Annotated in this window: 21 protein-coding genes; 18 read left to right on the top strand and 3 right to left on the bottom strand. The window is 41.2% G+C overall.

Annotated elements, in window-relative coordinates; genetic code table 11:
• Positions 1–77: 77 nt before the first annotated feature.
• Entirely contained in the window at positions 78–911 is an 834-nt protein-coding gene (locus tag NKR21_RS15695; RefSeq protein ID WP_088000908.1) for an undecaprenyl-diphosphate phosphatase, read from the top strand.
• Positions 912–1,081: 170 nt separating this feature from the next.
• Complete coding sequence (locus NKR21_RS15690) at positions 1,082–1,555, top strand: hypothetical protein (protein WP_003212767.1); 474 nt, start codon at positions 1,082–1,084, stop codon at positions 1,553–1,555.
• Between the two features lie 151 nt (positions 1,556–1,706).
• Here the strand turns inward: NKR21_RS15690 and bioB are convergent, their stop codons facing one another.
• The 3 genes from bioB to NKR21_RS15675 all read right to left on the bottom strand — a co-directional run bounded on the left by bioB (position 1,707) and on the right by NKR21_RS15675 (position 3,831).
• Positions 1,707–2,702 (bottom strand): biotin synthase BioB, encoded by a 996-nt coding sequence (gene bioB / locus NKR21_RS15685; RefSeq protein ID WP_144456229.1) that lies wholly within the window; start codon positions 2,700–2,702, stop codon positions 1,707–1,709.
• A 204-nt stretch (positions 2,703–2,906) separates the two neighbouring features.
• Complete coding sequence (locus tag NKR21_RS15680; protein ID WP_012011058.1) at positions 2,907–3,257, bottom strand: hypothetical protein; 351 nt, start codon at positions 3,255–3,257, stop codon at positions 2,907–2,909.
• Between the two features lie 196 nt (positions 3,258–3,453).
• Complete coding sequence (locus tag NKR21_RS15675; protein WP_012011057.1) at positions 3,454–3,831, bottom strand: helix-turn-helix domain-containing protein; 378 nt, start codon at positions 3,829–3,831, stop codon at positions 3,454–3,456.
• 158 nt (positions 3,832–3,989) lie between these two features.
• Here NKR21_RS15675 and NKR21_RS15670 point away from each other — a divergent pair, with 158 nt between their 5' ends.
• The 16 genes from NKR21_RS15670 (at position 3,990) to NKR21_RS15595 (ending at position 13,446) form a co-directional block, all read left to right on the top strand.
• A complete protein-coding gene (locus NKR21_RS15670) occupies positions 3,990–4,274 on the top strand; it encodes a helix-turn-helix transcriptional regulator (RefSeq protein ID WP_144456227.1) in 285 nt (94 codons plus the stop codon).
• On the top strand, positions 4,237–4,389 hold the full coding sequence (locus tag NKR21_RS15665) for a hypothetical protein (protein WP_162900861.1): 153 nt from the start codon (positions 4,237–4,239) through the stop codon (positions 4,387–4,389). Before NKR21_RS15670 ends, NKR21_RS15665 begins: the two co-directional genes overlap by 38 nt.
• Positions 4,367–4,609 (top strand): hypothetical protein, encoded by a 243-nt coding sequence (locus NKR21_RS15660; RefSeq protein ID WP_012011055.1) that lies wholly within the window; start codon positions 4,367–4,369, stop codon positions 4,607–4,609. Before NKR21_RS15665 ends, NKR21_RS15660 begins: the two co-directional genes overlap by 23 nt.
• Before the next feature lie 50 nt (positions 4,610–4,659).
• A complete protein-coding gene (locus NKR21_RS15655) occupies positions 4,660–5,046 on the top strand; it encodes a RusA family crossover junction endodeoxyribonuclease (protein ID WP_012011054.1) in 387 nt (128 codons plus the stop codon).
• A 12-nt stretch (positions 5,047–5,058) separates the two neighbouring features.
• Complete coding sequence (locus NKR21_RS15650; RefSeq protein ID WP_012011053.1) at positions 5,059–5,265, top strand: XtrA/YqaO family protein; 207 nt, start codon at positions 5,059–5,061, stop codon at positions 5,263–5,265.
• A gap of 125 nt (positions 5,266–5,390) precedes the next feature.
• Positions 5,391–5,909 carry a sigma-70 family RNA polymerase sigma factor gene (locus NKR21_RS15645; RefSeq protein WP_012011052.1) on the top strand — a complete coding sequence of 173 codons (519 nt, stop codon included), beginning with the start codon at positions 5,391–5,393 and terminating at the stop codon, positions 5,907–5,909.
• Between the two features lie 152 nt (positions 5,910–6,061).
• Positions 6,062–6,706: a phage terminase small subunit gene (terS, locus tag NKR21_RS15640; RefSeq protein WP_012011051.1), complete on the top strand. Its 645-nt coding sequence runs from the start codon at positions 6,062–6,064 to the stop codon at positions 6,704–6,706.
• The gene (locus NKR21_RS15635) at positions 6,703–8,016 is read left to right on the top strand and encodes a PBSX family phage terminase large subunit (RefSeq protein WP_144456225.1); all 1,314 of its coding nucleotides are present in this window, start codon (positions 6,703–6,705) and stop codon (positions 8,014–8,016) included. Before terS ends, NKR21_RS15635 begins: the two co-directional genes overlap by 4 nt.
• Positions 8,013–9,470, top strand: coding sequence for a phage portal protein (locus NKR21_RS15630; protein WP_144456223.1), 1,458 nt, complete (start codon positions 8,013–8,015; stop codon positions 9,468–9,470). Before NKR21_RS15635 ends, NKR21_RS15630 begins: the two co-directional genes overlap by 4 nt.
• Positions 9,471–9,508: 38 nt before the next feature.
• Positions 9,509–10,597, top strand: a complete 1,089-nt coding sequence (locus NKR21_RS15625; protein WP_144456221.1) for an XkdF-like putative serine protease domain-containing protein — start codon at positions 9,509–9,511, stop codon at positions 10,595–10,597.
• Positions 10,598–10,619: 22 nt separating this feature from the next.
• Complete coding sequence (locus tag NKR21_RS15620; protein WP_144456219.1) at positions 10,620–11,543, top strand: phage major capsid protein; 924 nt, start codon at positions 10,620–10,622, stop codon at positions 11,541–11,543.
• Between the two features lie 13 nt (positions 11,544–11,556).
• The gene (gene yqbG, locus NKR21_RS15615) at positions 11,557–11,940 is read left to right on the top strand and encodes a protein YqbG (RefSeq protein WP_144456217.1); all 384 of its coding nucleotides are present in this window, start codon (positions 11,557–11,559) and stop codon (positions 11,938–11,940) included.
• Positions 11,937–12,293, top strand: coding sequence for a YqbH/XkdH family protein (locus NKR21_RS15610; protein WP_012011045.1), 357 nt, complete (start codon positions 11,937–11,939; stop codon positions 12,291–12,293). The genes yqbG and NKR21_RS15610 overlap by 4 nt, the downstream gene beginning before the upstream one ends.
• Positions 12,290–12,787 (top strand): HK97 gp10 family phage protein, encoded by a 498-nt coding sequence (locus NKR21_RS15605; protein ID WP_012011044.1) that lies wholly within the window; start codon positions 12,290–12,292, stop codon positions 12,785–12,787. Before NKR21_RS15610 ends, NKR21_RS15605 begins: the two co-directional genes overlap by 4 nt.
• A gap of 4 nt (positions 12,788–12,791) precedes the next feature.
• Positions 12,792–13,247: a hypothetical protein gene (locus NKR21_RS15600; RefSeq protein ID WP_012011043.1), complete on the top strand. Its 456-nt coding sequence runs from the start codon at positions 12,792–12,794 to the stop codon at positions 13,245–13,247.
• Positions 13,234–13,446 carry a YqzN/YkzM domain-containing protein gene (locus NKR21_RS15595; RefSeq protein WP_012011042.1) on the top strand — a complete coding sequence of 71 codons (213 nt, stop codon included), beginning with the start codon at positions 13,234–13,236 and terminating at the stop codon, positions 13,444–13,446. The genes NKR21_RS15600 and NKR21_RS15595 overlap by 14 nt, the downstream gene beginning before the upstream one ends.
• Position 13,447 lies beyond the last annotated feature (1 nt).

Raw genomic sequence — 13,447 nt, 5'->3', positions numbered from 1 at the left:
GATGAAGGAAGCTTGTCTTTATGTGGACATAGATGGTTGACCTGTTCAAAAGATCAGAATTGAAAGGAAAGAAAATCATGAATCTATGGGATTTATTCGTGGCACTGGTTTTAGGAATTGTCGAAGGATTAACAGAGTATGCACCTGTCTCATCTACAGGTCACATGATCATTGTCGATGATCTATGGTTAAAATCAAAGGAAATCATTACGCCAGAGGCGGCAAACACATTTAAAGTCGTGATTCAGTTAGGATCTATTTTAGCTGTCATGATTGTGTTCAAGGATCGGATTTTGAACTTGTTAGGCTTAAAGAAAAATATCACCGAAGAACAAAAGCGCAGCGGGCATAAGCTGACCATTGCTCAAATCGCAGTAGGACTCGTTCCAGCCGTCATTTTAGGATTCTTATTTGAAGACTATATTGATAAATACTTGTTTGACGTGAGAACAGTTGCTGTCGGCTTGATTTTAGGCGCAGTGCTGATGCTTGTCGCTGACTGGATCAATAAACGTAAATCAGAAACAAGCTCTGTCGATAACATGACGTACAAACAGGCGCTTTATATCGGACTGTTTCAATGTTTGGCGTTATGGCCAGGCTTCTCTCGCTCAGGTTCGACGATCGCAGGTGGTGTTATTCTTGGTTTGAATCACCGTGCGGCAGCTGACTTTACATTTATCATGGCGATGCCGATTATGGCAGGCGCAAGCTTCTTAACACTTGTGAAAAATGCCGAATATTTAACAACAGACATGCTGCCATTCTTTATCGTCGGCTTTGTGAGTGCATTTGTTGTGGCTCTCTTCGTTGTTCGATTCTTCCTAAAATTGATCAATAAAATCAAGCTGGTGCCTTTTGCAATATACCGAATTATCCTAGGTGTGATTTTATTTATCCTATTCATGTAATACTGGAAACTACTCTTATTAAAGAGTAGTTTTTTGTTGTTTCAACTCTTTTAAACAGTAAAATAACCCTCTTAATTGGTAGAAAAAGAAGTTTTTTCATAAAATAGTGTTTGAGAGACAGGAGAAGGGGTAGTACATAAACATACCAATTAAAGGAGGAGTTAGAAATAATGAGAAAAACAAGCAAATTTTTTGTTAGTTCTGTGATTGCTACGTCAATGGTTGCTGCCCCTCTATCTCTTACGACTTTTGGTCAAACGGCTGAAGCTGCAACGACAACAGGTGTCGATGGAAGTGTCTCGATTGATCCAGTAGCCATTGCTGATAAAATTGAACAAGCAGTAAAATCATCTCAAAATCGTGATGGATTCGTAAAAAATGCGGCGTACAGCGCCTTCTATGAAGCAGGTCAAAACTATAACGTCGTTGTCCAAAACTTAAGCCAAGATCATGACTTTAGCGGACTGAACAATGTGGTTTACTATGATAGTGTTGAATATGATGGTATTACGTTTGGTATTTGGGTATTTGAAGATGGGACGTTCGTCAATAATGGTGACGGCGGCTATATTAACTGGACATTTGTTGGCAGCTTTGACCGTGAGGAAGGAAGCGGCACTGTCGATTTCCATAAAAGATTCTAATTGTCTTCTTTTCAGCGTGATAGAAAACCTTTGCAGTCTAGGAAGGACGAGCATCGGAGCGGAGCGTTCGTGAGCACCGAAGCGCAGATCTGACAACGAATGCGAGGGTTTGTCTACACGCTGAGTCTGCCGATTCACCGGCAGACTTTTTTTATAATGCACATTCTTCTATGTCAAAACCTAAATCTTCAATGATGTGATGATCCGTTTGAACCTGCTGACCTTTTGTTGTTAAATAATCACCTACGAAAATGGAATTTGCGGCATAAAGGGCAAACGGCTGAAGCGTCCGTAAATTGAATTCTCTGCCTCCAGATACTCGAATTTCCTTGGTTGGATTGACAAACCTCATAAGTGCCAACACTTTCAATGCTTTGATTGGATGTGTTCGTTCTTGATGCTCAAGTGGTGTTCCTTCAATTGCATGAAGAAAGTTGACTGGAATGGAATCCGCATCAATGGCTCTGAGCGCAAAAGCCATTTCAACAATTTGCTGGTTGGTTTCACCCATTCCAATAATAACCCCTGAGCAGGGTGACATGCCAGACTGCTTGACCTTCTTAAGGGTCGACAAGCGGTCATGATATGTATGAGTTGTCGTAATGTGAGGATGATGATCTTGATGTGTATTGATATTGTGATTGTACCGATGAACCCCTGCTTCCTTCAGCCGCTTCGCTTTGTCTTCATTTAATAACCCAAGACATGCACACACCTTCAATGGCATGGTCTCCGTGATCTCTTTTACTGCTGCCGTCACCTCATCTAATTCTCTATGAGAAGGTGCTCTCCCGCTCGCAACAATACAATAAGTCCCCGCTTTTCTCTTCAGCGCCTCACGCGCGCCAGCCACAATCGTTTTTTGATCAAGCATTGTATATCGTTCAACCGGTGCGTTTGAAATGATCGACTGTGAACAATAACCGCAGTTTTCAGGACAATAACCACTTTTTGCGTTAAAAATCATATTTAATTTCACCTTATTTTGAAAAAAATGAAATCGTACTTGATAGGCTGCATGCATGATCGATAATAATTCTCTATCGTCCGCTTCAAGAATATCTAGCCCTTCTTGCAGCGTGATTCGTTCATTTTTCAGCGCTTTCTCTGTTATCGCTTCCCAAGACAAAGTGATTGGTTTCCCCATCATAAGCTCCTCTCATTATGTTAACTTATTTTTATTAAAAGTTAACATAAAGGGTGGTCGTTGGCAAGCATTGGATAAATGAAGTCTAACAATACACGTAGACATACAAAAAGGCGATGATCATGAAGTCTAACAATACACGTAGACATACAAAAAGGCGATGATCATGAAGTCATCGCCTTTTTATATGTAAAGTCATGTAGCTTATCGAACAGTAATATAGTTAATCACAAGCTCGCCTAGTGAATTATAGTAAGAAACTGTGACAGATCCGCGTTGTACGGCACGAATCCAAGTGAAGTTCGGAGCTGTTTGATCTAATTGAATGGCATATGTTGCGCCCGACACAGAAATTTGGCTTGCTGGAAGAGAGACGGCGATTGAGGAACCTACAGTAAGCGTGCGGTTCACTCTAATCACTTTATTCATAATAGGAGCTTTTGCTATGACTGGTTCTTTTGGCTGTGCAGCTGCATGAGCACCTTCAGTTTGGAAGAACGTAAGAGCACCTAAAGCAGCTAAAGACAATGTACAAGCTTTCATTAATTTTTTCATCGGTAACACTCCTTTTTTAGTATATACATATATTAATAATAATAGTATTATATGTCAATTAAAATATGTGAAAAAAAGAGTATTTATGGTGAAAATTGTCACATATTATTCATGAGTCTTCTCTTTTTTAGGGGAAAAAGAGGCATAAAAAAAGCTGGGTGCATCCCAGCAATGTCAAGCTTTATGAAGAGAGATATCAATCGTCGTCTCGCTGTTTTGGCTGACGACCTTTTTGTTTCTCTTTTTCTTTAATGTAGTGAATAAAATCGATGGTTTGTCTTCGTGCTTCTTCGGAAAAATCGGAGGCAGCCTTAAACGCAATTTGCAAATCAGGATCGTCTGCAAGATCGACATCAGTTCCGCCTTTGTCCTTACCTGTGAGAAGATAGTCCGTTGAGACCCCGTATAACTCGGCGATTTTCACAATCATTTCACCATCGGGCTTTCTCAAGCCATATTCCCAATTTGCATAAGTGGACATTGCCTTTAAGCCGAGTTTTTTAGCAACCGTTGACTTGCTCCATCCATGCTTCTCTCTTAATTCAGTTAAAATCTTTCCAGTCAAATTATCCATTGGAAACACCTTTTTTCATGTTATGAGTAAATTTTATCATGAATTACACGGAAAAGATAAATAATTACACAAAAAGAATAAAAAATGATTGACTTACTCGTTTCGTGTATATTATCATAATGAATATAACTTACACATATTGAGTAAGAGGTGGAAAGATGAAACTTGAAAATTTACGAGAAGAACGCATTTTACAAGGAAAAACACAAACCTATATGGCGAAAAAGTTAGGGTATAAGTACACAAGTGGCTATGCAAATATAGAAATGGGCAGAACGAAGCCTAGCTTAGAAATAGCAAAGCATATTGCAGATTTGCTAAATAGGGGTGTTCAAGAGCTTTTTTTTGATCAAAAGTTACACAAAATGAGTAATTCTTTATCTTTGAAAAAGGGAGACAAACAAAATGAACATCGATCATCCAATGGTAGCGCAGATGAATGACTTTGGATATCCAAAAAGCTACTGGTCATATGACATGACACGTTACGGATATCAAACAGAGATTGAGGAGAGCCTGGAGGGATTTGAAGAAGATGAAACATCAGATGACGTTTGATGCCAGAAAGGAAGCGCAGCTTTGTTTAGTCCAAGCTGGCGGCTGGATCACCTTTCATCATCAGAAACCGGTGTTTGTTTTTTCCACAGCAGAAGACAAGCTAACATACATGACCCTATTGGCGGAAAAGGTCGCTGAAGTAACAAAGGAGGAATCAAGACGACATGAAACGATGGAAGAAAATCATGACAATCCTCAAATGCTTGCTCAAAGCGAATAAAAACGAACAAGATATCCGTCAGTGGGAAAAGGATGACGGGAGATCATAATATGGTCATCCATTTCATCATTGAGACAGAGGTATTGTTAACAAAAGATAGATTGATAAAAAGAATACGGGCAGCAGCAAAAGCACAATGCCCACATAAAATAAAAGACGCACTATCACTCGAGATTCGTTTATTTGACGACATGCCGCTTGACATAGCTGACTGTCAAATCAAGCGTACATACGCAGAAAAAGGTTTGATACGCCCAGTGAACGTCAGCATCTTTCAGCCACGACTACATCATATTCAACAAGCACTTCATGCTATTGCAGATAGGGCCCATCTACAAATTGTCGATTTAAGAGTTTCCCAGTTTTATAGTATGCGTCCAAGAATTGAAATCATTTTAAATACGATAGGTGATGGAACGAAGACCCTCACCAATTAAGGAGACAAGCATATGAACGAGCCAAAACAATTATTCATTCAAGAAAACCAGACGTTTGTCGGCGAGATGGAAACAGGAAAAATTCAAGTCATCGTGTTAGATGGGAATGTAGGAACGGCTTATCAGATAGATGTGCCTGAACATGGAAAAACCATTATACAAACGGCAAAAGGTCATTTTGCAAGAGTAGATCACGAGATTGGTTTTAAAATCAGCTAGATCATTGAACAGATCACAACATCATACGTCCAAGACGGAAAGCCTGCGGACACTGATCAAGACCCTATGAAAAGGGATTGATTGGTGTCCGTTTTTTATTTTCTTAAAAAAGGGAGAGAGCCAACATGCAAGATTTACTTATCGAATACAAACGTGCATTAAAGGATGCGAGAAAAAGATATGAACCATTTAGAGAAAAAGAAGACAAACAGCTGTCAGATCAAGAGAAGCATGATAAAAAAATTATCGCTAGTATGGTCAGCGATCTTGAATACGTCGTAGAATGGCTTCAAATTGGGAGGCAGCCAGGTGCACGAAGAGGATTAGACAGACGTTCAGTCTATCAGCGTACCATCCTGGCGAATCCAGAAGTGTTAGAGGCTTTATCACATGAATATACAATTATCCAAGAAAATGAAAGAGAATTCAGTGAACGAGACAAGAAACGAATTGACGAAGCCCTGTCTGTTTTAACGGATCGAGAAAAGGACGTATTCTTCATGCATACAACACAAGGATTATCGTTTAGCGAGATAGCGGTCATGCTGGATGTGAAAAAAGGAACTGTCCAAAAACATATGGAGAGAGCTCGGACCAAGATGTCCAAAAAAGTACAAGAACGCCTATTCGAAGCAGCTGAATAGGCGTTTTTTCTTTTACAAAATAAATGCATCAGCACTTGTCTTACAGTTGCCACCTATAGTTAGAAAGACCAAACGGATGTTTGCTAGCCCTACACAAATGATTTCTTCACAGGAAATCGTTCGAATTAAAAGGAGGCGGCAGGTGAATGTAAATGAAAGATAAACGGATAGGAGCCAAGCAAGATTATATGAAAGGGATGACGTACCAGCAAATTGCTGATCATTACAATGTCTCAATCCATACCGTGAAATCATGGAAAAGACGATACGGATGGCAAAGGCAAAAAGGTTCATCAAAGCAGGCACACTCGATCTTCAATCAGTTTTTTTCAGATGAAACGATTGAAATCATGGAGAAAATGGGCGGGCGTACATCGCTTGATTTAATCTGGGATCAAATTCAAATTCAATATGCTGCCATTATTCGGGCGCAGCGCATTATGTATGTGTCCGATCAAGATGACATGATCAAAGAGCTGAAAAAGGCGGCATACATGCCTCCTTCATTAGAAGAAACAGTAGAAGGCATTCAACCAGAGCAAGAAATGAGCACAGAAGAATATTCGTTTCAATTTTCATGGGATCGGCATGCTACCTTTTTAAATGCCCAATCCCGTGCGATGGGAGAGCTCAGGCGACTCATTAAACAGTTTGAAGAGCTCGCACATGCGAAGGATGAACGAAGATTAAGGCTAAAGCAAATTGAACTGACCATCGAAAAAACAAAAAAAGCAGTGCGCGAAGAAAAAGAGGAAGATCTTCACATCATGATCAAGCGAAAAGAGGATCACTCATGACGAAGTTGATTGAAAAAGAAGTCAATCCTCACTTTGAACACTTTCTATTCGATTGGAATCAGAAGTTTCAATTTTTAGTAGGCGGCTACGGCTCCTCGAAAAGCTATCACATTGCGTTAAAACTTATTTTAAAGTTACTGGAAGAAAAGCGGACAGCACTTGTCATTCGAGAAGTATATGATACGCACCGCGAATCAACCTTTTCTCTCTTACAAGAGATCGTCAGCGATCTTGGCATCGATCATGTGGTGAAGTGCCGCAGTTCGCCGCTTGCCTTGACGTTTCGAAATGGCAGCAGCATCTTATTCAAAGGACTGGACAAGCCTGAGAAATTAAAATCAATCAACAACATCTCGATTATTTGGATTGAGGAGTGTTCAGAGGTTTCTTATGAAGGCTTTAAAGAGCTGCTGGGAAGGCTGAGGCATCCGTCCTTACCGCTTTATATGATGTTATCAACCAATCCTGTTGGTCAAGATAATTGGACGTACAGACATTTCTTTCGAGATGAACAGCTGAAGCGATTTGTCCTAGATGACGAAACCTTATACAAAAAACGCACCGTTGTGATCAAAGATACGTACTATCATCACTCCACAGCGGAAGATAACCTATTTCTCCCTAAAAGCTATGTGAAGCAGCTGGATGAACTGAAGGAATACGATCCAGACCTCTATCGAATTGCGAGGAAGGGCTATTTCGGCATCAATGGAACAAAGGTTTTTCCTCAATTCGAGGTAAGAAATCATGCTGATGTATTAGAAGCCATTCAACAGATGGATCGTCCGCTAAAACGAGCAGGCATGGATTTTGGATTTGTTGAATCATACAATGCGCTCATTCGATTAGCAGTCGATCATGAAAAAAAGTACTTATATATTTACTGGGAATATTACGACCGCGGGAAAACAGATGATGAAACAGCCGTTGACTTAAAAGAGTTCATTGAATCAAAGGAACTCATCAAAGCCGATGCAGCCGAACCTAAAACCATTCACTATTTCCGGCAGCTTGGATTTCAAATGGTGGCAGCACATAAGTTCCAAGGTTCGCGTTTGCAATATACGAAAAAGATCAAACGGTTTAAGAAAATCATTTGCTCTGATGCTTGTCCGCACACAATCTATGAACTTCAATCACTGACCTATAAGGCAGATAAGGATGGACGTTTAGAGGAAGATGCATTTCAAATCGATCCGCATACATTATCAGCCATCTGGTATGCGCTGGATGATTATGAAGTGACGGATTTGAAACAGACTGCCTCAGAGCGTGTCCGTCCAAACAGAGAGAGGAGGTCCATACAATGAAACAATTGAAAGCAACGATTATGAAGGCAAACATGTCTGATCATACAAAACAAATGTATGCAGATGAATTTTCCTATGAAAAAGATGACATTGTGCCCCCGCCTTACAACATCAATGAATTAAAAAGCATGGCAGAATATTCAACCATTCTTCAGCAATGTATTGATGCGTACAAAACGAATATTTTAGGCTTTGGATTTGGAGTGGAATACGCCTTTGACTTTAATGCAGAAGGTGTAAAACCGACAAAAAAGAAAGCTGCAGAAAAAGAATGGACAAGACTTGAAGAATTTACGAAATACATGAACTATGATGAGTCCGCTGATGTGATTCTTGGCTATGTCCTCGAAGACCGAGAGAAAACGGGAAATGGTTTTTTAGAGGTGCTGAGAGATGGACAAGGAAAGCCAGCAGGAATCGAGTATTTAGATGCGCTCCATATCCGCATTTGCAAGCTTAGTGAGCCAGTCGATGTTGAATTCAGTTTCACAGAAAATGGCGAATTGAAGACAATGAATCGAAAGAAACGATTCCGCAAATATGTGCAGGTGATCAACGAAAAGAAAGTCTTCTTTAAGGAGTATGGTGATCCGCGCATTTTGAACTGTGAAACAGGCAAATACGATGACACCACACCAGAGCCGCTTCGTGCAACAGAAGTGATTCATTTTAAAATTGGCAGCGGTACGTATGGGATCCCCCGCTGGATTGGCAACATCGTCAATATGTACGGAGCACGCAAGGCAGAGGAATTGAACTATCTTTATTTTAAACAAGGGCGGCATGTACCAGGTGCCATCATTGTCGAAAATGGGATGCTGTCAGAATCCTCTTATCAGCAGCTTCAAGATTATATGGACGATATTGAAGGATCTGATCATGCACATAAATTTCTATTGCTTGAAGTTGAAGGTCTCCCGACAGAAAAAGGGTTGACGGGAGAAGAAGATGTCTCAAATGTCAAAGTAAACTTCAAATCTCTAGCCGAGATCCTGCAAGAAGATGCGCTCTTTTTAGAATACGATGAAAAAACAAGAAACAAAATCCGCTCGGCGTTTCGCCTTCCGCCAATTTACACAGGTGAGTCTCAAGACTATAACAAAGCGACAGCAGATACCGCGCGTAAAACAACAGAAGAGCAAGTATTTCAGCCGGAACGACATCTCATCACAGGAAAACTCAATACGCTTTTCCTACCGGATCTTGATATGTGGCATGTCCGTTTTCTATTAAATGGTCCTGATTTTAGAGACCCATTAGAGATTGCCAAGGTACTGACGCCATTTATTCAAGCGGGGGCAGTGTCACCTAACGATTTGCGCGATCTAGCAGGAAGAATTCTCGGAAAAACGTTAGAGGAATGGCCTGAGGAACTGTATCACCGACCTTTAGAAAACCGCATGAAATCAGCTGAAGAAAAGCCTCAATCAGAGCCGGACCAGCTAACGAAATAAACAAAAGCTGTTGCGCTTTTTTGAAAGGGGGTGAACATATGCCAAGAGAACTAAAAAACGCTAAAATTACGCATGTTTCCTACGTGGACAAAGCAGCGAACAAGAAGAAATTCTTTTTGATGAAAGCAAAGAAAAAGCGGCCCGACTTTCAAAAAGAGGTCAGTGTCCTGACAAAGGCAGAAGATGCTCATCGCCTCGTGTACGGTGTCGTGTATGAGCCGAATACGCCTGATGCACATCAAGACTTTATGACAGCGAAGGAAATTGAAAGAGCAGCGCACGGCTTTATGAAGGATGCCCGTCATATTGACAAGCAGCATGATTTTCAGGATGGTGTCGGCGAAGTGGTTGAATCATATATTGCCCCAGCTGACGTTGAAGTGGGCGGGGAGCTCATTCGAAAAGGATCTTGGGTGCTTGTGACAAAGGCCTCCCAAGAGATTTGGGATCAAATTCAAAAAGGCCACATTACAGGCTATTCAATGGCCGGAACGGCGGACATCGTCGCGATAGAAGAACAAGATCAGCTTCTATCCCAAGACACAAATGAGAGAGGGCTTTTTTCTTTGCTGAAAAATTTCTTTTTAAAAGAGGAAGGTGCAAACATGTCACAACCATTTTGGAACATTTTAGACCATCTGCTGGAAGCCTTACAGTCAAGTGATGGTGATGAGGCGGATGTAAGAGCTTCCTTAGAACAGCTCATTCCAATCGTGCAGGACATCCTGAAGACAGAGGATGTACTTCAAGCGATTGGTGAAAGGCCAGCAGATGTACAAAAAGAAGAGTCTGCTTTGACGACGGATCAAGTACAAGAGCTCGAAAAAGCAAAAAAGGCCATCGAAAACGTCTTGCAGCAGGCTGATCAACAGGAAACAGAACAAACAGGGGAAGAACCTGTCCAAAAAGTGCTCGAACAAGTCGTTGCACCAATTCGTCATCAGCTCTCTTCCTTAGAGAAATCAGCCAACAGAGAAAAAGCAGCGATGCAGGAAGTGCTTCAGCAGCAGCTTTTGCCTATTTCAGAGCGTATTCACATGCTTGAAAAGGCAAGGGGCATATCAAAACAAACAATCCACGATACACAAAACGACACGACAAAACCCATATGGGATGGCTTACTATAAGCCGATATAAGGAGGAAACAGTGTGAGAAATCAAGATTTGATTCGCAAGGCCGAAATGACACTTGCCAGCTTAAAAACCGGCGGTCTCATGAACGCAACCCAATCCAACACATTCATTAGAATGATGCAAAACACACCAACCGTTTTAAATGATGCACGCATCATTCCGATGGAAAGTGATTCACAAAAAATTGAAAAAATCGGCTTTGGCCAGCGTATTTTGCGTCCAGCAGAAGAAGGTCAAGCGCTTGATGCAAAAGACCGTGTTGTCCCAGCGACAAGCACTGTCCATCTAAATGCAAAAGAGGTCATTGCAGAAATTCATATGACCTACGACAGCATTGAAAACAATATTGAAAAAGACGGAATTCAGCAGACAATTATGCAAATGCTGGCTGAACGAGCAGCAGTTGATATTGAAGAGCTCATCGTCAATGGAGATACGACTTCATCTGATCCATTTTTAGCCCAAATGGATGGTGTCAGAAAACAAGCAGTCACTCATATTGTGGATGCCAATGGAGCGGAAATTAGCCGCCAAATGTTGAAACAAGCCTATAAAGCAATGCCGTCAAAATATTTACGTGTACCTCAGGATTTCCGATTCTACACATCCCCAAGCTTAGAAGTGGAGTGGAAGGATCAAGTAGCAAACCGCCAGACAACTCTCGGAGATGCGGTGATTCAAGGCGGACTTTCTTCTGCATTCGGTGTACCGGTCAAAGGCCTTGCCAATATGCAGCCATATGACGCAGCGGGAACAGACGTATCAGATATTTTGCTGACACACCCTAAAAATATTATCGTAGGGTTTTCTCGTCATATTCGAATTGAAGTAGAAAAAGATATTCGTAGCCGGAAATTTATTATTGTTCTGACAGCGAAGCTAGACAGCAAATTTGAGGAAGAGGATGCTGTAGCAAAAGTGATGAAAGTGAAAGAGTAGGTGACAGCAGGCCATGATGATTTCTCCTGAAGAACTGCAAGCCTATTCTGTATTTGAGCGTGTGAAAAATCGATCTGTAGAAAGACTGACAGCAGATATTATCGAAGCAGAAGCTGCGGTATTTCAGATCGTAGGTCATGATTTCTCAAGCGAAAAACATCAGCCCCTCCCTGAAAAAGCAAGAATCGCATTATTAAAGATGGCCCAATATTTTGCCATGTTGAATGATGATGAATCTATGATGAAGGGCTTTACGTCAGAAAAAATGGGTGATTATTCATATGCAAAGGCAGCTGATCAAGTAAAAGGCAAACCTTATGTATATGCCCTGCTTGTCGATTACATTGAACCATCATTAACTCGCGGCAGTACCAAATTAAAGGTGAGATCATTATGAGTTATCAATCTCTCTTAACAGACCGCTGTGATCTATTTCACCTTGAACATCAGGAGGCTTCCCGAGGAAAATTCGGGATTCCAGCTGATGACTTACAAATGACTCTTTCCTATCCTGATGCACCTAGCCTGACAGATCTGTCTTGTTATGTCATAGAAAAGAATCAGTCACTTGTGCAAGAAGAGCCAAATACAGTGATTTATCAGTCCTATCTTGTCCATTTCCCTTTAGCAAGTGATATTCGCCTGCATGACAAAATGGTGTGGAACGGCGTCTCACTTAAGTTGCAGCAGCCCAAAATAGTGAAAAATCATCACATTGAAGTGATGGCAGTCAGGAAGGAAAATCTATGAAAATTGATGGACTTGACCGGCTGCTTTCGCAGTTGGAAACAGCGTGTACCGGCGGATTAAAAGCGGAATATCAAGATTGGCTAGAGGACATGGGCCTAGAGCTTTTGGACATCATTCAGGATGAGCTAATCAAGGAAAATGCTGTCGATACAGGCCGGCTTCTTAGCTCCTTTTCGCAAGGAGATAAGGAGAATCATTTTCTCATATCAAAAGGTGGTCTCACGCTTGAAGTGGGAACGCAGCTTGAATATGCCTCCTATGTCAATGACGGACATGCTACTTCTTCAAATGGAGAGCGAAGATGGGTGCCTGGCAGATGGGCCGGCAGCCGCTTTGAATATGATCCGAATGCAAAGACAGGAATGATGCTTGCCTCTCAATGGATAGATGGAAATGGCTACTGGGATCATGCTGTCATGCTTTATGAGCAAATGTTTGAACAATCGCTGGATCGAAAGCTTCAAAGCTGGTTCGATCGACATTTTGGGAGGTGATGAAATGAATCAAGAAGTCGGGGCAATCATGCATTATATTTACACACACTTTCCTGTAAAAATGTATGATCGACTTTTACCAGAGCGTTTTCAAGTGCCATCCGTTTATGTACCGCCTGTAACAGTGATTAGCGGTCCAGATACGGTATCTACGTTTATGAAATCTTATTCTTTGCAAGTGAAAGTGTTTCATATGGATTCAGAAAAAGCGCATAACGCGGTAGAAATCATTGTTGATGCATTGCTTGCTGATCGTCAAATGATTCAGATGATGAGTGAAGATGGAGAGGTGCTTGATGATTATGTCCGCATAAAAAGAGTGGAAACTAGAATGTTAGATCAAGGCGTAGCAGCGATTGTCCTGACGTGGGATAGCAGTTATTGGTACAACCGAGACAAACTAGCAAGCCTTGAAGACATCAACTTTTCAGATGGGGTGATCAAACGTGAGCAAGACTAAAAAAGCAGAGCCCGCTCAAGTAGCTGGCGAAGAAAAAGAATTTGGCTTTTCATTTGAGGCCTTAAAGGAGCACAGTAAGGATCTTTTTGGGGTAAAACCAGAAATCCTTGAAGGTGCTCTTTTTTATATCAAACATCAACCAATTACAAAAACAGAAGCGAAAAAGCACATTGATGCTTTTTTGTCCAAGGAGGTTTAAA

The organism is Bacillus sp. 1735sda2 (assembly GCF_024159245.1).
Taxonomy (GTDB): Bacteria; Bacillota; Bacilli; order Bacillales; family Bacillaceae; genus Bacillus; species Bacillus pumilus_O.
This window is presented reverse-complemented; position numbering and strand designations above follow the sequence as displayed.